Origin of the sequence: Flavobacterium sp. UBA2787, assembly GCA_002352205.1 — a bacterium.
Classification (GTDB): Bacteria; Bacteroidota; Bacteroidia; order Flavobacteriales; family Flavobacteriaceae; genus Flavobacterium.
Genome location: DEHZ01000006.1, coordinates 14,886 through 37,846 on the forward strand (window position 1 = coordinate 14,886; position 22,961 = coordinate 37,846).

At 33.2% G+C, this 22,961-nt stretch carries 23 protein-coding genes; 17 read left to right on the forward strand and 6 right to left on the reverse strand.

The genetic code is table 11. The features are described from left to right. The first annotated feature begins 8 nt into the window (after window positions 1-8). From B4N66_RS05545 to B4N66_RS05570, 6 genes are all read left to right on the forward strand, one after another. Complete coding sequence (locus B4N66_RS05545) at window positions 9-1,085, forward strand: LptF/LptG family permease (RefSeq protein ID WP_291093011.1); 1,077 nt, start codon at window positions 9-11, stop codon at window positions 1,083-1,085. Beyond that, window positions 1,072-1,959 (forward strand): DMT family transporter, encoded by an 888-nt coding sequence (locus B4N66_RS05550; RefSeq protein ID WP_291093014.1) that lies wholly within the window; start codon window positions 1,072-1,074, stop codon window positions 1,957-1,959. Before B4N66_RS05545 ends, B4N66_RS05550 begins: the two co-directional genes overlap by 14 nt. Window positions 1,960-2,017: 58 nt before the next feature. After that, window positions 2,018-2,401, forward strand: coding sequence for an agenet domain-containing protein (locus B4N66_RS05555; protein WP_291093016.1), 384 nt, complete (start codon window positions 2,018-2,020; stop codon window positions 2,399-2,401). Between the two features lie 101 nt (window positions 2,402-2,502). Continuing rightward, window positions 2,503-3,456: an acetyl-CoA carboxylase carboxyltransferase subunit alpha gene (locus B4N66_RS05560; protein ID WP_291093018.1), complete on the forward strand. Its 954-nt coding sequence runs from the start codon at window positions 2,503-2,505 to the stop codon at window positions 3,454-3,456. 140 nt (window positions 3,457-3,596) lie between these two features. Then, complete coding sequence (dnaB, locus tag B4N66_RS05565) at window positions 3,597-5,141, forward strand: replicative DNA helicase (protein WP_291093022.1); 1,545 nt, start codon at window positions 3,597-3,599, stop codon at window positions 5,139-5,141. A gap of 224 nt (window positions 5,142-5,365) precedes the next feature. Further along, the gene (locus B4N66_RS05570) at window positions 5,366-6,550 is read left to right on the forward strand and encodes an asparagine synthetase B (protein WP_414654095.1); all 1,185 of its coding nucleotides are present in this window, start codon (window positions 5,366-5,368) and stop codon (window positions 6,548-6,550) included. A 104-nt stretch (window positions 6,551-6,654) separates the two neighbouring features. On the opposite strand, the gene cphA is transcribed toward B4N66_RS05570, so the two are convergent. Further along, a complete protein-coding gene (gene cphA / locus B4N66_RS05575; protein ID WP_291093026.1) occupies window positions 6,655-9,279 on the reverse strand; it encodes a cyanophycin synthetase in 2,625 nt (874 codons plus the stop codon). 285 nt (window positions 9,280-9,564) lie between these two features. Here cphA and B4N66_RS05580 point away from each other — a divergent pair, with 285 nt between their 5' ends. Both B4N66_RS05580 and B4N66_RS05585 read left to right on the forward strand, forming a co-directional pair. After that, window positions 9,565-10,437, forward strand: a complete 873-nt coding sequence (locus tag B4N66_RS05580) for a cyanophycinase (protein WP_291093029.1) — start codon at window positions 9,565-9,567, stop codon at window positions 10,435-10,437. A gap of 76 nt (window positions 10,438-10,513) precedes the next feature. Beyond that, the gene (locus B4N66_RS05585) at window positions 10,514-11,356 is read left to right on the forward strand and encodes an isoaspartyl peptidase/L-asparaginase (RefSeq protein ID WP_291093030.1); all 843 of its coding nucleotides are present in this window, start codon (window positions 10,514-10,516) and stop codon (window positions 11,354-11,356) included. 185 nt (window positions 11,357-11,541) lie between these two features. On the opposite strand, the gene B4N66_RS05590 is transcribed toward B4N66_RS05585, so the two are convergent. The 3 genes from B4N66_RS05590 to B4N66_RS05600 all read right to left on the reverse strand — a co-directional run bounded on the left by B4N66_RS05590 (window position 11,542) and on the right by B4N66_RS05600 (window position 14,434). Continuing rightward, window positions 11,542-12,153, reverse strand: coding sequence for a response regulator (locus B4N66_RS05590; protein WP_291093032.1), 612 nt, complete (start codon window positions 12,151-12,153; stop codon window positions 11,542-11,544). Then, window positions 12,150-13,775, reverse strand: a complete 1,626-nt coding sequence (locus B4N66_RS05595) for a tetratricopeptide repeat-containing sensor histidine kinase (protein ID WP_291093033.1) — start codon at window positions 13,773-13,775, stop codon at window positions 12,150-12,152. Before B4N66_RS05595 ends, B4N66_RS05590 begins: the two co-directional genes overlap by 4 nt. Before the next feature lie 176 nt (window positions 13,776-13,951). Further along, window positions 13,952-14,434 carry a hypothetical protein gene (locus tag B4N66_RS05600; RefSeq protein WP_291093034.1) on the reverse strand — a complete coding sequence of 161 codons (483 nt, stop codon included), beginning with the start codon at window positions 14,432-14,434 and terminating at the stop codon, window positions 13,952-13,954. Window positions 14,435-14,805: 371 nt separating this feature from the next. Here B4N66_RS05600 and B4N66_RS05610 point away from each other — a divergent pair, with 371 nt between their 5' ends. Next, window positions 14,806-15,189: a nucleoside triphosphate pyrophosphohydrolase family protein gene (locus B4N66_RS05610; protein WP_291093036.1), complete on the forward strand. Its 384-nt coding sequence runs from the start codon at window positions 14,806-14,808 to the stop codon at window positions 15,187-15,189. 50 nt (window positions 15,190-15,239) lie between these two features. Here the strand turns inward: B4N66_RS05610 and B4N66_RS05615 are convergent, their stop codons facing one another. Then, window positions 15,240-16,307, reverse strand: a complete 1,068-nt coding sequence (locus B4N66_RS05615) for a branched-chain amino acid aminotransferase (protein ID WP_291093037.1) — start codon at window positions 16,305-16,307, stop codon at window positions 15,240-15,242. A 300-nt stretch (window positions 16,308-16,607) separates the two neighbouring features. On the opposite strand from B4N66_RS05615, the gene B4N66_RS05620 reads away from it, so the two are divergent. From B4N66_RS05620 to B4N66_RS05640, 5 genes are all read left to right on the forward strand, one after another. Continuing rightward, window positions 16,608-17,102, forward strand: coding sequence for a DUF4920 domain-containing protein (locus tag B4N66_RS05620; protein ID WP_291093038.1), 495 nt, complete (start codon window positions 16,608-16,610; stop codon window positions 17,100-17,102). After that, a complete protein-coding gene (locus tag B4N66_RS05625) occupies window positions 17,102-17,554 on the forward strand; it encodes a hypothetical protein (protein ID WP_291093040.1) in 453 nt (150 codons plus the stop codon). The genes B4N66_RS05620 and B4N66_RS05625 overlap by 1 nt, the downstream gene beginning before the upstream one ends. A 3-nt stretch (window positions 17,555-17,557) precedes the next feature. Next, window positions 17,558-18,217 carry a tRNA (5-methylaminomethyl-2-thiouridine)(34)-methyltransferase MnmD gene (gene mnmD / locus B4N66_RS05630; RefSeq protein ID WP_291093042.1) on the forward strand — a complete coding sequence of 220 codons (660 nt, stop codon included), beginning with the start codon at window positions 17,558-17,560 and terminating at the stop codon, window positions 18,215-18,217. 54 nt (window positions 18,218-18,271) lie between these two features. After that, window positions 18,272-19,063, forward strand: coding sequence for a TIGR00266 family protein (locus B4N66_RS05635; RefSeq protein WP_414654094.1), 792 nt, complete (start codon window positions 18,272-18,274; stop codon window positions 19,061-19,063). 102 nt (window positions 19,064-19,165) lie between these two features. Continuing rightward, complete coding sequence (locus B4N66_RS05640; RefSeq protein ID WP_291093044.1) at window positions 19,166-19,363, forward strand: hypothetical protein; 198 nt, start codon at window positions 19,166-19,168, stop codon at window positions 19,361-19,363. 33 nt (window positions 19,364-19,396) lie between these two features. On the opposite strand, the gene B4N66_RS05645 is transcribed toward B4N66_RS05640, so the two are convergent. Continuing rightward, a complete protein-coding gene (locus B4N66_RS05645; RefSeq protein ID WP_291093046.1) occupies window positions 19,397-20,341 on the reverse strand; it encodes a LysR substrate-binding domain-containing protein in 945 nt (314 codons plus the stop codon). Between the two features lie 106 nt (window positions 20,342-20,447). On the opposite strand from B4N66_RS05645, the gene B4N66_RS05650 reads away from it, so the two are divergent. From B4N66_RS05650 to B4N66_RS05660, 3 genes are all read left to right on the forward strand, one after another. After that, window positions 20,448-20,927 carry a Dps family protein gene (locus B4N66_RS05650; RefSeq protein WP_291093048.1) on the forward strand — a complete coding sequence of 160 codons (480 nt, stop codon included), beginning with the start codon at window positions 20,448-20,450 and terminating at the stop codon, window positions 20,925-20,927. Between the two features lie 66 nt (window positions 20,928-20,993). Beyond that, on the forward strand, window positions 20,994-21,284 hold the full coding sequence (locus B4N66_RS05655; RefSeq protein WP_291093049.1) for a hypothetical protein: 291 nt from the start codon (window positions 20,994-20,996) through the stop codon (window positions 21,282-21,284). 71 nt (window positions 21,285-21,355) lie between these two features. Further along, window positions 21,356-22,957: a SulP family inorganic anion transporter gene (locus tag B4N66_RS05660; RefSeq protein WP_291093050.1), complete on the forward strand. Its 1,602-nt coding sequence runs from the start codon at window positions 21,356-21,358 to the stop codon at window positions 22,955-22,957. Window positions 22,958-22,961: the final 4 nt, after the last annotated feature.

Genomic DNA, 22,961 nt, shown 5'->3' on the forward strand with positions numbered 1-22,961 from the left:
TTTTCTAAATGAAAATAATTGATAAATACATCCTTAAACGATACTTAGCCACTTTTACGGTGATGCTTTTACTATTCATACCCATCGGTATCGTGATTGATGTAGCCGAAAAAATCAATAAAATTTTAGAAAGTAAAGTGCCACTTTCGGCGGTTGCAATTTATTATTTAGATTTTACAGTTTATTTTGCCAATTTATTATTTCCGATATTTTTATTTCTTTCTGTAATCTGGTTTACTTCAAAATTGGCCAATAATACCGAAATCATCGCCATTTTAAGTTCCGGGATTTCATTTTCAAGATTTTTGAGACCTTATATCATGGGTGCAACGATTGTCTCTGTTTTTGCTCTGTTGATGGGATTTTTTCTCGTTCCAAAAGCCAGTAAAGGATTCAATGATTTCCGCTACACTTATTTAAAAAACAATAGAGAAATAAGGCAAAATTCAAATGTTTTTCGTCAAATTAGTGATGATGAATTTTTGTATGTCAGTAATTTTAATTCTGTTTCAAAAACAGCTTTCAATTTTACTTTAGAAAAATTTAAAGGAGAAAAACTGGATTACAAAATTACAGCTAATCGATTGAAATGGAATGAAAAGGACAGTACTTACACCATGTTTAACTATCAAAAAAGAAAAGTAGGCGTTTATGGTGATATTTTGGAAAAATCTGAAAAAAAGGATACCATTTTTAGTTTCGATTTAGAAGATCTTACTCCGGTTATTTATATTGCAGAAACCCTTACGTTGCCTGATTTAGTTCGGTTCATTGATAAAGAAAAAGCAAGAGGTAACGCAAATATCAATACGTATTTAGTTGTTTTATATAGAAAATATAGTTTACCTGTTGCAGCATTTATATTAACAATTATTGCAGTTGCAGTTTCATCCATGAAACGAAGAGGAGGAATGGGGGTAAACTTAGCTATCGGTATTGTGATTGCATTTACTTATATTTTCTTTGATAAAATTTTTGGAACAATGGCAGAAAAATCTAGTATTCCGCCGTTTGTAGCCGTTTGGTTTCCCAATTTTGTATTTGGTTTATTAGCTATTTATTTGCTCAGAAATGCAAAACGATAACGTAAAAAGTTATTTACACCTTCATTTAATCGTCTTCATTTGGGGATTTACCGCTATTTTGGGTGAATTAATTTCGCTTGATGCATTGCCGCTCGTTTGGTTTAGAATGCTAATGGCGGTTGGTTTTATCGTTCTTTTTATGCTTTATAAAAAAACCGATTTAACAATTCCTCGCAAAACAATCATGGTTTTTTTGTTTTTAGGATTAGTGATTGCTCTTCATTGGCTTACATTTTTTAAAGCTATTAAAGTTTCTAATGTTTCTGTGACGTTGGCATGTTTATCAACAGGAGCATTTTTTACATCATTCTTAGAACCAATTCTATATAAAAGAAAAGTTATTTGGTACGAAGTTTTCTTTGGATTGCTTGTTGTAGCAGGACTTTATATCATTTTCAATTTTGAAGGAGATTACTATTTAGGAATTATTTTGGCGTTAACATCTGCATTTTTATCAGCACTTTTTTCAGTTATTAATGGAAAGTATGCTAAAATGTATGACTCAACCGTTATTTCGTTTTATGAACTTTCCGGCGGTGTTCTTTGTTTTTCAGTATATCTTCTGTTTACAAATGGTTTTTCAAAAGAGTTCTTTATTCTTCAACCTTCAGATTGGATTTACCTAATTATTTTGAGCTCAATTTGTACTGCTTATGCCTTTATCGCTTCTGTAAAAGTGATGAAATTTATTAGTCCGTACACCGTGATGTTGACCATCAACTTAGAACCAATTTATGGCATAATTTTAGCACTGCTCATCTTTAAAGATAAAGAAAAAATGAGTCCTGAGTTTTATTTGGGTGCGATAATAATTCTTATAACCGTTGTTTTAAACGGCATTATCAAATATAGACTTAAAAATAGAAGAGATTAATTTTTTCTTTAAATTAACTAATTTTATTAAATTTGTTTAACTCACAAAAATCAATTTTATGAAAAAACTATTCCTATTAATTGTTTTGCTTTTTGGATTTAATGCTGTACAAGCTCAAAAAGTAAATGAAAAAGTTCAAATTGAATCCAACGGAAGTTGGTATGAAGGTAAAATTTTAGAAATTAATGATGAAGAAGAAACCTATTTTGTTTCGTATGACGGTTGGGGCGAAATTTCTAACGAATGGGTTTCTAAAGACCGATTGAAATTTAAAAAAGCAACTGGTAAATATAAAGTAGGTGACAGGGTAGAAGTGGAATACGGAATGATTCCTGAACCCGCCACAATTATTGAAGTAGGTGAAAACAAATACCATATTCAGTATGACAAAAAAGCATTCAAGTCGAAATGGGTCACCGAAGGTCAAATAAAAAAGTTGTAATTTCCTTCGATTGTTTAAAAGTTAACATTAAAAATAGCTTTTCTTAACAAGATAAAATTCTATCTTTGCTAATCAAACTAAACTAAAATCTGTCGAAACCTATGGAATATTTAGATTTTGAACTTCCTATTAAAGAATTGGAAGATCAATTGGACAAATGCCAAATTATCGGTGAAGAATCTAACGTTGATGTTACCGCAACTTGCAAACAAATTGAGAAAAAATTAGAAGAAACTAAGAAAAAAATATACAAAAACCTTTCCGCTTGGCAACGTGTACAATTGTCTCGTCATCCAAGTCGTCCATACACAATGGATCATGTGAGAGCTTTGTGTGGCGGAACTTTTTTAGAGCTTTTTGGCGATAGAAATTTCAAAGACGACAAAGCAATGATTGGCGGATTAGGGAAAATTGGTGGTCAGTCGTTTATGATTGTTGGTCAGCAAAAAGGGTTTAACACCAAAACACGTCAGTTTAGAAATTTCGGAATGGCAAATCCGGAAGGATACAGAAAAGCTCTTCGTTTGATGAAAATGGCTGAAAAATTTGGAATTCCGGTTGTTACTTTAATCGACACTCCTGGAGCTTATCCAGGTTTAGAAGCCGAAGAACGCGGTCAAGGTGAGGCAATAGCCAGAAATATTTTTGAAATGCTTCGTTTAAAAACACCAATTATTACCGTTATCGTTGGTGAAGGTGCTTCCGGTGGAGCATTGGGAATTGGAGTAGGAGACAGAGTATATATGCTAGAAAACACTTGGTATTCTGTAATTTCTCCCGAATCTTGTTCATCCATTTTATGGAGAAGTTGGGAATATAAAGAACAAGCTGCAGAAGCTCTAAAACTAACTTCTTATGACATGAAAAAACAGAAGTTAATTGATGAAATTATTCCTGAACCACTTGGAGGAGCCCATTACGACAGAGAAACAACATTTAAAACTGTTGAACAATATATTATCAAAGGATATAACGAATTAAAAGATTTATCAACAACTGAGCTAGTGGCTCAAAGGATGGATAAATACAGTAAGATGGGCGAGTTCAAAGAATAATTCTTACATTATCATACTAAAATCCGAAGCCCTGAAACTTCGGATTTTTTTTGCGTTATCAACAATAAAAATAAGTTGTTAACATCGTTTTACTAACAAATACTTCAGGTATTTTTTTATATTATAGTTACTTTAGCCTAATGGAAAATTTACGAAATATTAACCCGATTAAAGTAGATAAAACTACTATAATAAACTTAGAAAAAGGAAAGCTACCTCCACAGGCTCTTGACTTAGAAGAAGCAGTGTTGGGTGCGATGATGATTGATAAAAAAGGGGTTGATGAAGTAATTGATATTCTGCAACCAGATGCGTTTTACAAAGAAGCTCATAAACATATTTTTGAAGCAATAGTTCAATTGTTTACTGATACGCAACCCATTGACTTATTAACTGTTTCGGCACAATTAAAACGAAATGCAAAATTAGAATTGGCTGGTGGTGATTTTTACCTGATTCAGCTTACGCAAAAAATTTCTTCTTCGGCTCACATTGAATTTCATTCAAGAATTATTCTACAGAAATTTATTCAACGAAGTCTGATAAAAATATCTTCAGAAATTATCGAAGAATCGTATGATGAAACCACCGATGTTTTTGATTTATTAGACAAAGCCGAATCAAAATTATACGAAGTAACGCAAGGAAACATCAAACGAAGTTCAGAAACTGCACAAAGTTTAGTTATCCAAGCGAAAAAAAGAATCGAAGAAATTGCTAATAAAGAAGGATTAAGCGGAGTTGCTACCGGTTTTGATAAGTTAGATAAAGTAACTTCAGGTTGGCAACCCAGTGATTTGATTATTATTGCTGCAAGACCAGGTATGGGAAAGACAGCGTTCGTACTTTCAATGGCTAGAAATATGGCTATTGACTTTCATCAACCGGTTGCTGTTTTCTCGTTGGAGATGTCTTCCGTTCAGTTAATTACGCGTTTAATTTCCTCAGAAACAGGATTGTCTTCCGAAAAATTAAGAACCGGAAAACTAGAAAAACATGAGTGGGAACAATTGAGTGTAAAAGTAAAAAACCTTGAAAAAGCTCCACTTTTTATTGATGATACGCCTTCTCTTTCCATTTTTGATTTACGTGCAAAAGCGAGACGTTTGTCATCGCAACACGGAATAAAATTAATAATTGTCGATTACCTTCAATTAATGACTGCCGGCGGCGGCGGAAAAGGCGGCGGAAATCGTGAACAGGAAATTTCAACGATTTCGAGAAATTTAAAAGCATTAGCCAAAGAATTAAGTGTTCCCGTGATTGCATTGTCTCAGCTATCTCGTGCGGTTGAAACGCGTGGTTCAAGCAAAAGACCATTGCTTTCCGATCTTCGTGAATCGGGTGCAATCGAGCAAGATGCCGATATTGTATCGTTCATTTATCGTCCGGAATATTATAAAATTGATGAATGGGATGACGATGAGCGTTCGCCAACAGAAGGTCAAGCCGAATTTATCATCGCAAAACACCGTAACGGAAGTTTAGAAAATATTCGTTTGAAATTCATCGGAAACCTTGGTAAATTTGATAATTTAGATGACTATTCATCCGGTTTTGGCGATTTACCTTCACGAATGAATGCGGAAGAAACTACCTTTATTACCAAAAATCTTCCTTCTGCCAACGAAGCTTTTGGAAGTAATATGAATGCGGAAGAAGACGATTCGGATGTACCGTTTTAATAGTTAAATTTTTACCATATAAGTCTTATAAGTTATTTCTTTTTACTTACATGACTTATATGGTTATGATTTTTTTATCATTTTCTTCACACAAAATCATTTATCTTTGACTTAAGAACTTTTTTTGCCAATTAAAAAAATTGCAGATTTTGAAAAAAACGATTTTTTACTTATTTATATTTTTGATTTCCTTGACGGTAAAAGCCAATTTCATCCTTTTACCGATGGATGAAAGCACGCAACAAAATCACTTAAAAGCCTACGGAATAACGTATTGGGCTTTAGAAAATGATTACAAAGCCAGTTGGTTACTCAATTATCGTGGTGGTTCGTTTTTATTACCTGATGCTCCTGAAATTAGAAAAGAATGCCAAATTCGAGGGGTTTCTTTTGAACTGTTATCCGAAGGTCAAGCCAATCAAATTTTGGAAGAAATCAGTAGTCCATCCCAAAATATGGAATCGGTTGTATTAGAAAAAGCTCCTATAATAGCGGTTTACACTCCAAAAGGAAAACAACCTTGGGATGATGCCGTAACATTGGTTTTAACGTATGCCGAAATTCCGTTTAAAGCCGTTTATGATGAAGAAGTTTTATCTGATCAATTACTTTTGTATGATTGGTTGCACTTGCATCACGAAGATTTTTCCGGACAATATGGAAAGTTTTTTGGAGCGTATCGAAATGCTCCTTGGTATATTGAACAGAAAAAAGAAGCTGAAGCTTTAGCTACAAAATTAGGTTATTCAAAAGTTTCTGAATCTAAATTGGCTGTAGCCAAAAAAATTCGTGACTTCGTGATTGGTGGCGGATTTATGTTTGCGATGTGTTCGGCAACCGATAGTTTTGATATCGCCCTTTCTGCCGAAGGCGTTGATATTTGCGAACCGATGTTTGACGGCGATGAAAGCGAACCCAATTATCAATCAAAAATAGATTATTCCAGAACTTTTGCTTTTAAAGATTTTATTTTGGAAAGAACACCAACCGTTTATGAATTCTCGGATATTGATATGACCACAAAAAGACGAATGCCTATGGAAAAGGATTATTTCACGTTGATGGAATATTCTGCCAAATGGGATCCAATTCCAACAATGCTTTGTCAAAATCATACCATGTTAGTCAAAGGTTTTATGGGACAAACTACTTCTTTTGATAGTGACTTAGTAAAATCGCACGTCTTAGTGATGGGACAAAATCAGTACAACGGCGAAGCTCGATACATCCACGGAACCAAAGGAAAAGGAATGTTCACCTTTTTTGGTGGTCACGATCCGGAAGATTACCAACATTTAGTAGGCGATGCACCAACGGTTTTGGATTTACACCCAAATTCGCCCGGTTATCGTTTAATTTTAAACAATGTTTTGTTTCCAGCGGCGAAGAAAAAGAAACAGAAGACGTAATTTTTCAATAAAAAAAATCCAAAATTAAGGTTTAATTAATTTTGGATTTTTTTATAAGGTTAACTTTGACAAAGTTCAAAACTTTGTCAAAGTTTTATATCAAATTAACTCAAATTCTCCTCATTTTCCTTATCTAAATATTCCTGAACAATTCCAATAGCATTGGTAACCACATCGCTTAAAGCAGTGATAAATGTTCCGTCATCTGCGATATTAATGGCGTGCTTGATGGCTTCAATTTCTTTAGGAATAATTTCATAAGTAACCGGACGATTCGCTTTTTGAATTCCTTCCAAAATTAAATCGATAATTTCCTGTTCTGTTCTTCCACGTAAGTGTTTTTCCTGACGGATGATAATGTGGTCGAACATTCGGGCAGCAATTTCAGCACAATCACGAATATCTTCGTCTCTTCTGTCGCCAACTCCGGCAATAATTCCGATTTTTCGAGTAGCTTCAATATTGCCCAATAAATCTTCAATGGCCAAATAACCTGCCGGATTATGAGCAAAATCAATCATCACTTTGAATCGTTTAAATTCAAAAATATTCATTCTACCCGGTGTTTGAGCAACACTTGGAATAAACGTTTGCAATGAAAGACTAATGTCATCGGTTTTAAATCCATACAGATAACTGGCTAATGTGGCGGCCAACACATTCTGAATCATAAACTTCGCTTTTCCGCCCAAAGTCAACGGAATATGAAGAGCTTTTTCGACTCTAATTTTCCAATCTCCTTTTTTAATGGTAATGAAACCATTTTCATAAACCGCTACAATTTTTCCTTCTTTGCTCAATTTTTTGACAAGTGGAGTATCTTCATCCATCGAAAAATAAGCAATGTTGCAACTTAAGTCGTTGGCAATTTTCATGCAATATTCATCTTCAGCATTCAAAATTGCCCAACCGTCTTTTTTCACACTTCGAACAACAACGCTTTTTACACGAGCTAAATCATCTAAATTATCAATGTCATTTAGACCCAAATGGTCTTCACGAATGTTGGTAATCAAAGCAATATCACATCGATTAAAACCTAATCCGGATCGCAAAATTCCACCTCTCGCTGTTTCCAAAACCGCAAATTCTACTGTTGGATCTTTCAAAATATATTCGGCACTAATTGGTCCGGTCGTATCACCTTTTTCCAACATGTGATTTTGAATGTAAATTCCATCCGAAGTCGTAAAACCAACTTTATATCCATTATTTTTTACAATGTGAGCTAATAATCGGGTAGTGGTTGTTTTTCCATTCGTTCCTGTTACGGCAATAATCGGAATTCGACTTGGTTTTCCCGGAGGATAAAGCATATCGATTACCGGAGCAGCAACGTTTCTTGGCAATCCTTCCGAAGGAGCTAAGTGCATTCTGAATCCCGGAGCGGCATTTACTTCCAAAATCACACCACCATTTTCTTTTAAAGGTTGCGTTAGATTTTCTGCCATAATATCAATTCCGCAGACATCTAAACCAATTACACGTGAAATTCGTTCGGCTAAAAAGATGTTTTCGGGATGCATCATATCGGTCACATCCACTGAAGTTCCACCTGTACTTAAATTTGCAGTTGATTTCAAATAAACCGTTTCGCCATTATTTGGGATAGTTTCTAACGAATAATTCATTTTCTCCAACAAATCAGATGTGTCTCTGTCAACTGTAATTTCGGTTAACACATTCTCGTGACCATAACCTCTTTTTGGATCTAAATTGGTAACATCAATCAATTCTTGAATCGTTTTTTTACCATCACCAACCACATGAGCAGGAACTCGTTTTGCTGCAGCAACTAATTTATTATCAATAACTAAAACTCTAAAATCGAAGCCGGTGATAAATTTTTCAACAATCACACGACGACTATATTTTTGAGCATGAGCCAAACCTTCCACGGCATCTTCCCAAGTCACAACATTTATGGATGCACCTTTTCCGTGATTTCCATCCAATGGTTTTAATACTATTGGATAACCAATTTTTTTGATTGTTGCTTCCAAATCTTCTACATCCACGCAAATAGAACCGCTGGCAACCGGAATGGAAGCCATGTCTAACATACGTTTGGTTTCTTCTTTATTACAAGCAATATCAACTGCAATATTGCTCGTTTTGCAAGTAATTGTCGCTTGAAAACGCATTTGATGAACGCCATATCCAAGTTGAACTAATGAATTTGTACCTAAACGAATCCAAGGAATATCTCGTGAAACGGCTTCTTCAACGATACTTCCGGTTGAAGGTCCAAGTCGAACACGTTCTCTGATTTCCCTCATTTTTTGAATATCAGCTTCCAAATCAAAATCGGTTCCTGCAATTAAAGCTTCGGCAATTCTAACCGAACTTTCAGCGGCAAACATTCCAACATTTTCTTCGGTATAACTAAAAACTACGTTATAAATTCCGGGTGTTTTGGTTTCTCTGGTTCTTCCAAAACCGGTTTCCATTCCGGCAAGGGTTTGAATTTCGAGAGCAATATGTTCAATAACGTGTCCCATCCAAGTTCCTCTTTCAATTCGCATAAAAAATCCGCCTCGAACACCTTCAGAACATCTGTGTTCAATCATTGTAGGAAACATAGCTTCAAGACGTTCTCTGAATCCGTCAATTTTATTGGTAGGGAATTGTTCCATTTCTTCCAAATCCAAACGCATTTGAATTAATTTTTTTCGTTGAACACTCCAAATGTTTGGTCCGCGAAGAGCTTGTACTTTTAATATTTTCATAAAACTTAAATTGAAAGAGTGGTTAGTTTCGTTTTTTTGTAATGATTTTGTTAAAAATAAGAAATATTTACTTTACTAAAATATTTTTTTTGTGTGGTTTATCAAAATTTATTTGAATTGTCATTATAAATGAATTTTTTGTTTTGATTTTCAGAATTTTATAGTTCTAAATTTTTTATTGAAGGGGCATTAATTTATGCTATTATTAATGAATTAATTGTTATTTGTAGAATTCATTTATAGTAAAACTTCGATTTAGTTTTAAGATTTTGTTATTTTTGCTGCATGAATACCAAAGGAAAATTAATTATTATTGGTGGAGCTGTTGATAAAGGCAGTTTTACTGAATCGAGTTTTGATAAAGACGTTTCGAAAAATATGAATTTTTTTGAAAAAGGAATCATCAAACGAATCATCGAAGAATCAAAACATAAAGAGAATTCACGGATTGAAGTTATTACGACCGCATCAAAAATCCCAAGAGAAGTTGGTCCTGAGTATGTTAAAGCTTTTCAATATTTGAATGCTTCCAACGTTGATGTACTGCATATTGAAAGACGTGAGCAAGCCGGTGACGAGGAAGTTTTAAAACGTATCAAAGCAGCAGACATTGTGATGTTTACGGGCGGAGATCAACTTCGATTGTCATCTATTTTAGGCGGTTCTAAGTTGCATGACATCATTTTGGATAAATACAAAAATGAACATTTTATTTATGCAGGAACTTCGGCCGGAGCTGCGGCAGCATCCAATAATATGATTTATCAAGGAAGTAGTCACGAAGCACTTTTGAAAGGTGAAGTAAAAATCACCAGTGGTTTGGGCTTAATTGATGATGTGATTATTGATACACATTTTGTTCAACGTGGCCGAATAGGTCGTTTGTTTCAAGCGGTTGTTGGAAATCCGAAAGTATTGGGAATTGGTTTAGGAGAAGATACCGGGCTTTTAATAACTAATAATACGAAAATGGAAGCTATCGGTTCCGGACTAGTAATTTTGGTTGATGGTCGTGAAATAAAAGATACAAATTTAACGCAAGTTGAATTGGGTCAGCCTATTTCGATTAATCATTTAGTTACACACGTTTTGAGTATTCACGATACGTTCGATTTGAGTACGTTTAAAATGCACATTCATTCTTCACAATATATTTAAGAGGGTACATGGTTATGGGTAAAAGGTAATTGGTATTTCCTTTCACCCATTTCCCATTACTCATTACCATAAAAAAATGAAAATAATAATTCACGGCGGATTTTTCTCCGAATCATCAACCAATCTTGAAACAAAAATTGCTAAACAAAAAGCATTAATTCAGATTGTAAGAGATTCTTATGACTATTTACAAATACATTCTGCTTTAGAAACTGTTGTTTATGCTGTTTCGTTGTTGGAAGACGACGAATTGTTTAATGCCGGAATTGGTTCGCAAATTCAAAGTGACGGCAAAATCAGAATGAGTGCCGCTTTGATGGACGGAACTTCGATGAAAATGAGTGGTGTAATTAATATTGAAGAAGTGAAAAATCCCATTCAAGTTGCCGAAGTTTTAATGAATGTAGATGATCGAATTTTGGGTGGAAGCGGAGCAACAAACTTTGCAAGAAAGCATGGTTTTGAAGCTTTTTCAACTGAAATTCCACAACGCAAAGCAGAATATGAGGCAAAATTGAAATCATTAGGAACAGGAACTGTAGGCTGTGTAGCGTTAGATAATGATGGAAAAATTGCGGTTGCGACTTCTACTGGCGGAAAAGGTTTTGAAATTCCGGGACGTGTTTCTGATTCGGCAACGATAGCCGGAAATTATGCCAATGAATTTTGTGGTGTAAGTCTAACCGGTGTTGGCGAAGATATTGTGAGTGGGGCAGTGGCAACCAAAATTGTAACACGCGTAACCGATGGTTTTTCAATTGAAGCTGCTTTTGAGAAAACTTTCAATGAACTAAAACCTTTCGACGGTTTTGCCGGAGCAATCGCGATTGATAGCAAAGGAAATATTTTTCATCAAGATTCGCATCCAAGTATGGTTTTTGCTAGTTTTGATGGAGAAAATGTAGAAGTTTTTGGATAGTTTTCATAATAATCCATCTAAAAAAATAATTGAAAAATACCTATTTATAGGGATGTTTTGGTATTATTCTATACACTAACTTTGTTGAAGTTAATTTGTTAATTAATAACTCTAACCGTGTTAGTAGTTTTTGGAAATTTAGAAGAAAGTCCTTGTAGTGGGGGCTTTCTTTGTTTTTTAATACATCAAAAATCATATTTTCGTTCCACTGCAAACCGAATCAAATCTGTTTTTCCGTGAATGTTGATTTTTTTGATGATATTTTTTCGGTGAGTGTCAACCGTTGTTTTACCAATGAATAAAGTATCAGCAATTTCTTGAGATGTTTTGCCTTCACCGATGAGTTGTAGAATTTCTTTTTCGCGTTTGCTAAGTATTATTTCTTCTTTGGTTAGCGAATCGTGGGTTGTAATCGCATCATCAAAATAAATTCCTCCTTTTGCAACAGTTCTGATGGCTTCTAGTACTTTTTTTAACGAAGAATTTTTAAGAATATATCCTTTTGCTCCGGCAATTTGCATTTGACTAATGGCTTCGGTTTGTTCAAACATGCTAAAGCCAATAACTTTTGTTTCAGGAAAATTTTCCATGATAGCTTTGGTGGCACAAATTCCGTCACATTTTGGCATTCGGATGTCTGTTAAAACAATATCAGGTCTTTTTCGCTTTACAATTTCTATTAATTCTTCACCATCATTTGCTTCGCCAATAACTTCTATGTCAGACTCAAATTCAATCATGAGTTTGATTCCGTCAATTAAAGCTTGATGATCTTCTGCAATTACGATTCGTATCATAGTGGAATATCAATTATAATAGTTGTTCCTTTATTTTTGATGGTATCAATAGAAAAAGTTCCGCCCATTTGTTCTACTTTCTTTTCAATGTTTTTCAGTCCCATTCCATCACTTGATTTTACAGCTTTTGGATCAAAACCAATTCCGTTATCTTCAATGATTAAGTTGATATCTGTTCCATTGTGTTGTGTTAAATAAATGTTTACTTCACTTGCTTTGGCATGTTTAATAATGTTGGTACACAACTCCTGAATCATTCTGAATAGACTAACTTCTAATTTATTATCTAATCTGTCTTTTAAGCCAAAAGGGATAACATTCATTTCCAAAAGGTTTAAAACACTCATTTTATCGGCCATTTTTTTGACAGCTGGAACCAAACCTTCATTTCCAACTATGCCTGAATTTTTAAAATGTGCCATATCACGCACTTTTTGATAGGCTTCTTCAATTAAATGATCCGTTTTTTCGTAGAGTTTGTTTTCTTCGTCAATTAATCCTTCCTTTTGACGTTTTAAATTTTGGAAGTTTAGCTTTAAAGTTGCCAACATACTTCCTAAATTGTCATGGAGTTCATTGGCCATTTTTATTCGCTCATTTTCCTGACTTTCCAACATTAAATCAATATTTTGAAGTTCATGTTCTTTTAATGTTGTGGCTAATTTTTGTTTTTCTAGTAGTTTTTCTTGTTCGGCAATTAGTTGCTTCTTTTTTGCATTTTTAATTGTTAATAATGAAATCAAGATTATAGAAATTAAAACACCAATTAAAACAAAAAGCACTAAGAGGTTAATTTTACGTTTACTTTCTAACAAACTATTTTGATTTTTTAAAGATATGTTTTCAAGGTCTTTTTCTTTGGTTTCATAGAAAATTTGTAGTTCAGACACTTTAATATCCTGCATTTCTGCGTTTATTTTGTCTTCAAGAATTTTGTATTCAAAAAGATTATTATAAGCGTTTTCATAATCACCTAGAGCTTCATAATTAAAAGAAATAAATTTATGAATTAAACTTTTTGTTTTATTTCTATACTTTTTAATATCTATTTCTTGGGCTTTGTTTAAAAAATCAATTGCTTTTTTGTGTTCACCTTTATAGTAATAAGCTCCAGCAATATTTATATAATTTGTACACACTTCGTCAACATCATTGTTTTTGATAGAAATATCTAGGTTTTTGTAGTAAAAATATAATGCAGAATCAGGTTTTGCTAGTCTTTCACTATACAATACGCCAAGATTATTGTTAATTGTTGAATATGTTTGTTCATTAAAAGATTTGGTGTTGTGAGCTAGTGCTTTTTTAAAATATTTTTTACTTTCCTCCGGATTGTCAACAATATGCATGGAGGCCCAACTTTCATAGCCTTTTGCAATTAAATCATCTTTATCCATTTCTTTTGCAAACAAAATGTATTCTTGGATGAGGCCTTTAGCTTTTTCAAAAGTGTGTTTTTGAGTGCTAAATAAATATGCGATATCAAGAGTAACCTCCATGGCTTGCTCTTTTTGTCCGGCCGAGAGATAAGTTATTTCAGATTTTTTATAAAATTCAAAAGATTTTCCGCTTTGGTTTTCATTACTATATGCTTTTGCGATATAACTGTAAGCTTTAGCCAACTCAGATTTATTTTTAAGTGATGTAAATGAGTTTAAATATTTAATAGCACTATAATTTCTGCCTTCTAATAATAAACTGTCAACTTTTTGATAATTTGGTGATTGCGAAAAAACAAACCCACTCGTTATAAAAAAAATAACAAGTGGGATTATTCTATTGATTTTTTTTAATTTCATTACCTCTTAATAATACTCATTCCTACTGTTCTTGGTTTTCCTCCTAATATAGGATCCCCTTTTTGGTATGCTTCTGAAATATAATTACTTTTAATTTTTGCCATGCCATAATATTTGAAAATATCACTTTTAATTTCTCTAATATTATCTGCAGAAAGTAAATTATCATGTACTAGCAAAAATAAAATTTCTGAATTTGATAAATCTAATTCAGGCACATTAACTTCAGAAATAATAGTATCAGTATTTAAATTTATATCCAGTTTATATTCATAGCTCGCCATTGCTTGAAATTCAGTTTCTGGCCTTTTTAAATTTACCATCAGAACATTTAATAAATGATTTTCGCTTAGTTTTACAGATAAATTGTAAAAATCCAATTCATTTTTAGGCACAACATTCGCAGGAATGCCTATTTCGAGGGTCAAGATTTTGCTTATCTCGTTAGAATACCCAATTGCTGTGTAACGTACATCTGTCATCGTATTTAGTTTTTAAGTTGGAGTCAAAAGTCGAAAGTAATTTACAAAAAAAAATCCCTACAAATAGGGATTTTTATATTTTGATTATTTTTTTAAATACATTTTGATGAGAAACAATAAAAATATAAAAAAAAGAAAGCTCAAAAGCACTTTAAAACTTCCTTTGTAATGCAGTTTATGAAGTGGCACATCTTTTCGGTACACATAAATCATTACCGCAATAAAACATACTACAAAGAAACCTGCAAAGATCATCTGACCGGTTGAAAACATAACTTTAATTTTTCAACAAAAATAGTTAATTGTTTTTGAATAGCTCTTTCAAACCACATTCAAAAAACAGTTATTTTTATCGAAATAAATTAGAAAGTATGCAAAAACAAATTTCAGCCGTTAAAGAATTTCATACGGCATTCGGATTAGGTTTTAAAGAAGAACCAACTATAAATTTAGGTGAAAACAAAAATTTACTTCGTTTTAATTTGATGAAAGAAGAAAACGAAGAATATTTAGAAGCTGCAATGAATAATGATATTGTTGAAGTTGCAGATGCGTTGGGCGACATGCTTTATATTTTATGCGGAACAATTATCGAACACGGTTTGCAACACAAAATCGAAGAAGTGTTCGACGAAATTCAACGCAGCAATATGAGCAAATTAGGCGAAAACGGAAAACCAATTTACCGTGAAGACGGAAAAGTTTTAAAAGGACCAAATTACTTTAAACCAAATTTTGAAGCCATTCTAAAATAAAAAATCAGTTGTCGGTATCCATAATCAGATAACCGACAACTGTCAACCGACTAAACTTTAACCGTCCAACCAAACGTATCTTCAGCTAATTTATATTGGATGTTAGTCAATTTTTCTTTTAGTTGAGAAGCATACGAATTTTCCATTTTAGGTAATTCATAATACGTATCTTGATAGGAGAAACCTACAATCGGATTTACAACTGCAGCCGTTCCTGCACCAAAGATTTCTTTTAGAGAACCATCTTTTGCGGCTTCAATTAATTCTGAAACCAAAACCGAACGAACTTCCACTTCAATTCCGTCACGTCTTGCTATATCAATTAAACTTTTACGTGTAACCCCATCCAAAATTCGTTCTCCGGTTGGTGCTGTATATAAGGTATCATTTATTCGAAAGAAAACATTCATCGTTCCGGCTTCTTCCAATTTGGTATGCGTAGCATCGTCTGTCCAAATAATTTGCTGAAAACCTCTTTCATTTGCTAATTTCGTTGGATAAAATTGAGCTGAATAATTTCCGGCAGCTTTTGCAGCACCAATTCCGCCGTTTGCTGCACGACTGTAATGTTCAGCGATAATCACTTTCACTTCCCCCGAATAATACGAACGAGCAGGTGAGAGAATAATCATAAATCTGTATTGCGTTGAAGGTTGTGCAATTACACCCGAACCAATTGCAATCATAAAAGGTCTGATATATAAGGTGTTTCCTTTTCCTTTTTTTACCCATTCACGTTCTAAATCTAAAATAGCTTTTAATCCGCCAATAAAAATATCTTCGGTTACTTCCGGCATAGCCAAACGTTTAGCAGAATGATTAAAGCGTTTAAAATTTTCATCGGGTCTAAACATCCAAACATCATCACTTTCATCTTTGTAGGCTTTCATTCCTTCAAAAATCGCTTGACCATAATGAAAAACTTTTGCCGATGGGTCAATCATAAACGGTTCATACGGTTTGATAATCGGTTTTTGCCAAGCACCATCTTTAAAATCGCACATCAACATGTGATCTGTGAAAATATTTCCAAAAGTGAGGTTTTCAAAATCTACACTACTGATTTTTGATGTTGAAGCTTTAACTATATCGATTTCGTTAATAAGATTTGAACTCATTTAAATATGATTTTATTATAAAAATTTAAATTAAATTGTTGATAAACAGTGTTTTACGATTTTAATTAGTAAAAAAGCAAAAAGAGGTTTATGATTTGGCTAAAATATAAAAAAAACAGTAATTTTTTGAATGTTTTATAAAAACATCACAAAAACAAACCACTTTTTTAAATTTCTTTAAACTGAATATAAATTAATGAGAATTTAGCATTTTGAACTAAAATTTTTTGGAAATTTAATCTGAAAAGAATTAAACTACTTATTTTTGTGTTTCAATTAAAAAAGTAAAAAATAAAGATGATGAAGAAAATAATTCTAGTTGCGATTACCGTTTTTTTGATGGTTGCCTGTAAAAAAGAAGAAGTAAAAGAAGTTGCAGAAGTTAAAACTGAAAATTTCAAAACGTTTGGCGATTCAATTTCGGCTGATGGAGTGATTTCGAAAGAAGATTTATTAGCTAAATATGAAACCTTAAAAGAAGGTGATACCATTGAAGTTAAATTCCGTTCAGACATAAAAGATGTTTGTCAAAAGAAAGGTTGTTGGATGAACATGAGTTTAAACGAAGATAAAAATGCGTTTGTTCGTTTTAAAGATTATGGATTTTTTATGCCATTAAATGCTGCAGGAAGTGAAGCAATCGTAAACGGAAAAGCTTTCATATCTGTTGAAACGGTGGATGAATTGAAGCATTACGCCAAAGATGCAGGAAAATCACAAGCGGCCATCGATTCGATTACAGAACCAAAAGTTTCGTATTCGTTTTTATCAAATGGCGTATTAATTAAAGAATAATGAAAAAATTTTTAGTTTTTGGATGTACGGTTTTATTCGTTTTTAGTTGTCAGAAAAGGACAGAATCTAATGATGAAAAAGTTGATTCTACGGCTACAATAGAAAAAAAGTCATTTGAGATGTATGAGCTTTCCGAAATGGCATTGCTTATGGAACAAATGTATGTTGATAATGAACGATTGAAACAACGCATTGAAAAAGGCGAACCGGTGGGCGAATTCCCATCGCATTTTGCGGATATTCACAAAGCTATAATGACTGATCCATCCGAAAACGACCAATTTTTTAGAGATAACGCCAATCTATTTTTAAGAGCCCAGGAAATGATTTACAAAGATCCTGAAAATGCAAAAGAACATTATTCTAATGCTGTACAGACTTGCATTTCTTGTCACGAAGTAAAATGTTCCGGACCAATTCCGAGAATTAAAAAACTACAACTCAAACCATAAAATTTGAAAAGAGAAATTATTATCACTTCCGATGGATCCACTTCCATTCATTTACCCGAATGGGATGAGAGTTATCATTCGAAACACGGAGCCATTCAGGAAGCTCAACACGTATTTATAAAAAACGGATTGTCACTTTGCAAAAGGCAATCCGTTTCTGTTTTAGAGATTGGTTTTGGAACCGGTTTGAATGCGTTTATTACTTTTTTAGAAAGTCAGAAAAGCAATCAAAACATTGACTATGTTGGTGTAGAAGGTTTCCCTATTTCTGCTGAAGAAGTTTTGCAAATGAACTACGTTAATCAGTTGAATGCGAATCAATTTGAATTAGAATTTAAAAAGATGCATCAATCGGATTGGGAAGAAAATGTAACAATTTCAGAACACTTTCGACTAACAAAACGAAAACAATTATTCAATGACATCAACGACAAAAATCAATTTGACATCATCTATTTTGATGCCTTCGGATATCGCGTTCAACCGGAATTGTGGAGTGTAGAAATTTTCATCATAATGTTTGAAGCGTTAAAAGAAGGCGGAATTTTAGTCACCTACGCATGTCGCGGACCAATTAAAAATGCGATGAAAGAAGCAGGTTTTCAAATTGAAAAGTTGTCCGGACCACCGGGGAAAAGAGAAATGTTGAGAGGCTGGAAGTAGAAGCTGTCAGTTATCAGTTTTCGTTTTAAAAAATCTTAATCAAAAATTATAAACATGTACAAAGTCACAGATTACACCATTTACGGTGAAGAAATGCAGTATGTTGAAATAAATTTAAGTCCTTCAGAATCGGTCGTTGCCGAAGCAGGAGGCTTTATGATGATGGAAGATGGAATCAGAATGAAAACAATTTTTGGCGATGGCAGTGATGCCGGTGGAATTATGGACAAACTATTTTCAGCCGGAAAAAGATTGCTCACAGGCGAAAGTTTGTTTATGACTTTATTCGAAAATAATTATCCAAACCAACGCAAGATTTCATTTGCTTCGCCTTATCCGGGAAAGATTTTACCAATTGATTTGAATTCCGTTGGCGGAAAATTTATTTGTCAGAAAGATGCTTTTTTATGTGCAAACCAAGGTGTGAAAATTGGTATTGAATTTTCCAGAAAGTTAGGTCGTGGTTTGTTTGGTGGCGAAGGTTTTATCATGCAAAAATTAGAAGGTAGTGGAATGGCTTTCGTTCATGCCGGAGGAACAATGGCAAAAATTGATTTACAACCTGGCGAAATGATTAAAGTAGATACCGGTTGTGTGGTTGGATTTACTCAAAATGTTGATTATGATGTGCAACTTGTAGGAGGAATACGAAATACTATTTTTGGCGGCGAAGGGTTATTTTTTGCTACTTTAAAAGGTCCCGGGACAATATACGTACAATCGCTTCCATTTAGCCGTTTGGCAGGCAGAATATGGGCTGCAGCTCCACAAGGTGGTGGAAAGCATAAGGGCGAAGGAAGTCTTTTAGGTGGTTTAGGAAACCTTTTGGATGGCGATAATCGTTAAACTTTAGCCAATTGGGATGTTAAAAAAATAGATTGTATTTTCTTTTTTTTTAAATTTACACAACGTTCTTTTTAATCAACTTCTACAATAAAAAATCACAAGATGACAAGACCGATGTTTGCTTACACAAAACGTATTTTGGAAAGCGTAAGTTTTGATCCTAAATTATTTAGTAAAGAATTAGAGAAAGCATTAAAGCAGTTATTGCCTTATGAAATTGAGCAACTTAGAGATTGGTTGTTTAGCTTTACTAAAGAAAAACCTGAGTTAAAAAGCTGTTTAATCTATGTTAATCTATAAAACTAAAGGAGCCTAAATAGCTCCTTTTTTTATTTATTTCTTTTGAATCGGACTAATTATCTGAATGTCCTGAAAAGCAATCGCTCCCCGAACGACGCCACTAATCACATTGCGTAAGGCATCAATGATGTGAATTTTTAATTCGTTTTTAGGGTAAATTAAACTTACTTCACGAGCCGGTTTTGGGTCTTTAAAATGTTTAAGTTTTGCTTTGTCTTTCTCTTTTAAGTCTAAGGTGTGAAGATAGGGGAGAAGTGTAGTTCCTAATCCTTCATCGGCCAATTTTATTAAGGTTTCAAAACTTCCACTTTCAATGTGAAAATTAAATTTATCAGAGTTTCCGGGATTGTTTTTGCATAAATTCAAAATTCCGTCTCTAAAACAATGTCCGTCTTGAAGCAATAAAATTTCGTCTAAATTCAAATCAGAAACTTCAATTTCTTTTTTATCAAAAACAGAATGACTTTCCGGGATATAGGCAACAAATGGTTCATAAAACAAAACCACTTCTTTAATTTTTTCTTCTTCCAAAGGGGTAGCGGCAATAGCAGCATCTAAATGACCATTTTTTAATTTGACAATTATTTCATCGGTGTTTAATTCTTCTATAATCAAATTAACCTTCGGGTATTTTTTGATGAAATTATTCAAAAACATCGGCAGTAAAGTGGGCATAACAGTTGGGATAATTCCTAATCTGAATTCGCCACCAATAAATCCTTTTTGTTGATCTACAATATCTTGAATGCGATTCGCTTCGTTTACGATGTTTTTGGATTGGTTTACGATTTTCTGACCTATTTCTGTGAGTTGAATTGGTTTTTTGGTTCTGTCGAAAATTTGAATGCCAAGTTCTTCTTCAATCTTTTGAATTTGCATGCTCAATGTTGGTTGAGTAACAAAACATTTTTCGGCAGCTAATGTAAAATTCTTGTGTTCTGCTACAGCTAACACATATTGTAATTGAGTAATTGTCATTTTGATAGTAAAATTTGATGCAAAGATAAAAACTATCAATTTTATTTATATTATATAACCTTATTTTTTTGTAAATTTATTATATAAAAATTTAAAATATTATAAAATGAAAACGAACAGTTTAGGTTTAGATGTAAAGAAAACAGAGGTTTTAGCAGCCGAATTAAATATTTTATTAGCCAATTTCCAAGTGTATTATCAAAACTTGAGAGGATTGCATTGGAACATACGCGGAAAACGCTTTTTTGATCTTCATGTTAAGTTTGAGGAATTGTATAATGATAGTCAATTGAAAATTGATTTAATAGCAGAAAGAATACTCACTTTAGGTGGAAGACCATTACACACGTTTGAAGATTATATTAAAAACAATAAGTTATTTGTTGGTAAAGATGTTTCAAAAGATGAAGAAGCTGTTGGTTTGATTGTAAGCTCCTTAGCTCAGCTTTTAAAGATTGAAAGAGTAATTTTACAGCAGTCAGACGAAGCATCGGATGAAGGAACGAATTCGATGATGAGTGATTTCATCAAAGAACAAGAAAAAACAATTTGGATGATGAAGGCTTGGTTAGAAGAAGAAATATAGTTAATTTTTTTTTAAATTATTAGATTTTTTTAACAAATCCACATCCTAAAAGGTATATTTGCAATTATGAAAATAGTTGTTCACATAGTTATATTTCTGTTTATATCATTTTTGTCTTTGCCCACAATTGTTGGTTTTTTGGATAATGATGATACAGATGTTTCTATTGTTTACAGCATGTCTGAAGAAGAGGAAGTACACAAAAACTTTAATTTAAAAGAGGCTCTTAAAACGAGCAAACAAGTTTTTTCTCTTCGTTTTCAAATGCCTACTTCAAAAAAAATTGTTACTGAAAATCATATTCAATATGATTCAGTTTTAGAGGAAATTTTTTCTCCACCTCCTGATTTATCATAATGAAATAGTCTTCGTTAATAAACGAGATTAATAGTTTTTGCTATTTATTCATTATCATATTTTTAAGGTCAATGACAAAAAAAACCAATCTTTTAGGTCACCTAAAATCAGATTTTGCATCAGGTTTGGTGGTATTCTTAGTGGCACTTCCTTTATGTTTAGGAATTGCTTTGGCATCCGGAGCCCCTCTTTTTTCCGGAATAATTTCAGGTGTTATCGGTGGTATTATAGTTGGATTTCTCAGTAAATCTCATATTAGTGTTACCGGACCGGCTGCAGGTTTAACGGCAATCGTATTAACAGCCATAACCGACTTAGGTGCTTACAACATATTTCTAACGGCTGTAATTATCGCTGGTTTAATCCAACTAATTTTAGGGTTTTTGAAAGCAGGTAGTATTTCTAATTACTTTCCAACAAATGTAATAGAAGGTATGCTTGCCGGTATTGGAATTATTATTTTCTTAAAACAAATTCCCCATGCCGTTGGATATGATAAAGTTACCGAAGGAGATACGTCTTTTTTTGAGCAAGGTGGTTCAAATATGTTTGAAACAATAATCGATTCTTTTAATTACATCAATTATGGTTCAATCATTATCACAGCAATTGCATTGGCTATTTTGATTTTGTGGGACAAAGTTCCGTTCTTGAAAAGTTTAAAATTAGTTCCGGCTGCTTTAATTGCGGTATTTTCAGGAATAATTGTTAATGAAATTTTCATTAGAACAGGAAGTTCACTTCAAGTGTCAAGTGACCATTTAGTTATGTTGCCAACACCATCTACTTTTACAGAGTTTCAAGCGATGTTTGTAATTCCTGATTTTTCTGTTTCTACCTTCAGTAATCCAAAAGTCTGGATTGTAGCCGTTACAATTGCCATTGTGGCCTCTATTGAAACACTATTGTGTATTGAAGCTGCGGATAGAATGGATCCATACAAACGTTTCACGAATACTAATGTAGAATTGAAAGCTCAAGGAATTGGAAACTTATTAAGTGGTTTAATTGGTGGTTTACCAATGACTTCGGTAGTTGTTCGTTCTTCTGCTAATGCGAATGCAGGTGCCAGAACAAAAGCTTCTGCTATAATTCACGGACTTCTATTAATGATTAGTGTGCTTTCAATTGCACCTTTTTTAAATAAAATTCCATTAGCTACCTTAGCGGCAATATTACTTTTAATTGGATACAGACTGGCTAAACCAGCCCATTTTGTACATTTTATTAAGAAAGGTAAATACCAATATATTCCATTTATTGCTACAGTAGTTGCTGTTGTGTTTTTAGATTTACTAAAAGGAGTTGCATTAGGTATGTTAATTAGTATTTTCTTTGTATTGAGAGGTAATTTCAAGCGAGCCTATTCCTTTAAAAAAGAAGATTATCATGACGATGATGTAATTCATATCCAGTTGGCTCAAGAGGTTTCCTTCTTAAACAAAGCAGCTATCAAAAACACATTGAATAACTTACCTGAAAAATCGAAAGTAGTAATTGATGCTTCTGATACAGTTTACATTGCTCACGATGTACTTGATTTAATTGAAGAATTCAAAGACATTAGAGCAGTTGAAGATAATATTGAGGTTGTGTTGGTTGGTTTTAAAGATGCATATAACTTAGATAATAGTGATGAAGGACAGCATGTTTCCTTTAAAAAAAATGATTAATATT

Excerpts from the sequence above, each read along its gene's own strand:
- B4N66_RS05545 (WP_291093011.1), top strand. The coding sequence starts at position 9 with ATGAAAATAATTGATAAATACATCCTTAAACGATACTTAGCCACTTTT.
- B4N66_RS05550 (WP_291093014.1), top strand. The coding sequence starts at position 1,072 with ATGCAAAACGATAACGTAAAAAGTTATTTACACCTTCATTTAATCGTC.
- B4N66_RS05555 (WP_291093016.1), top strand. The coding sequence starts at position 2,018 with ATGAAAAAACTATTCCTATTAATTGTTTTGCTTTTTGGATTTAATGCT.
- B4N66_RS05560 (WP_291093018.1), top strand. The coding sequence starts at position 2,503 with ATGGAATATTTAGATTTTGAACTTCCTATTAAAGAATTGGAAGATCAA.
- dnaB (WP_291093022.1), top strand. The coding sequence starts at position 3,597 with ATGGAAAATTTACGAAATATTAACCCGATTAAAGTAGATAAAACTACT.
- B4N66_RS05570 (WP_414654095.1), top strand. The coding sequence starts at position 5,366 with ATGGATGAAAGCACGCAACAAAATCACTTAAAAGCCTACGGAATAACG.
- cphA (WP_291093026.1), bottom strand. The coding sequence starts at position 9,279 with ATGAAAATATTAAAAGTACAAGCTCTTCGCGGACCAAACATTTGGAGT.
- B4N66_RS05580 (WP_291093029.1), top strand. The coding sequence starts at position 9,565 with ATGAATACCAAAGGAAAATTAATTATTATTGGTGGAGCTGTTGATAAA.
- B4N66_RS05585 (WP_291093030.1), top strand. The coding sequence starts at position 10,514 with ATGAAAATAATAATTCACGGCGGATTTTTCTCCGAATCATCAACCAAT.
- B4N66_RS05590 (WP_291093032.1), bottom strand. The coding sequence starts at position 12,153 with ATGATACGAATCGTAATTGCAGAAGATCATCAAGCTTTAATTGACGGA.
- B4N66_RS05600 (WP_291093034.1), bottom strand. The coding sequence starts at position 14,434 with ATGACAGATGTACGTTACACAGCAATTGGGTATTCTAACGAGATAAGC.
- B4N66_RS05610 (WP_291093036.1), top strand. The coding sequence starts at position 14,806 with ATGCAAAAACAAATTTCAGCCGTTAAAGAATTTCATACGGCATTCGGA.
- B4N66_RS05615 (WP_291093037.1), bottom strand. The coding sequence starts at position 16,307 with ATGAGTTCAAATCTTATTAACGAAATCGATATAGTTAAAGCTTCAACA.
- B4N66_RS05620 (WP_291093038.1), top strand. The coding sequence starts at position 16,608 with ATGAAGAAAATAATTCTAGTTGCGATTACCGTTTTTTTGATGGTTGCC.
- B4N66_RS05625 (WP_291093040.1), top strand. The coding sequence starts at position 17,102 with ATGAAAAAATTTTTAGTTTTTGGATGTACGGTTTTATTCGTTTTTAGT.
- B4N66_RS05635 (WP_414654094.1), top strand. The coding sequence starts at position 18,272 with ATGTACAAAGTCACAGATTACACCATTTACGGTGAAGAAATGCAGTAT.
- B4N66_RS05640 (WP_291093044.1), top strand. The coding sequence starts at position 19,166 with ATGACAAGACCGATGTTTGCTTACACAAAACGTATTTTGGAAAGCGTA.
- B4N66_RS05645 (WP_291093046.1), bottom strand. The coding sequence starts at position 20,341 with ATGACAATTACTCAATTACAATATGTGTTAGCTGTAGCAGAACACAAG.
- B4N66_RS05650 (WP_291093048.1), top strand. The coding sequence starts at position 20,448 with ATGAAAACGAACAGTTTAGGTTTAGATGTAAAGAAAACAGAGGTTTTA.
- B4N66_RS05655 (WP_291093049.1), top strand. The coding sequence starts at position 20,994 with ATGAAAATAGTTGTTCACATAGTTATATTTCTGTTTATATCATTTTTG.
- B4N66_RS05660 (WP_291093050.1), top strand. The coding sequence starts at position 21,356 with ATGACAAAAAAAACCAATCTTTTAGGTCACCTAAAATCAGATTTTGCA.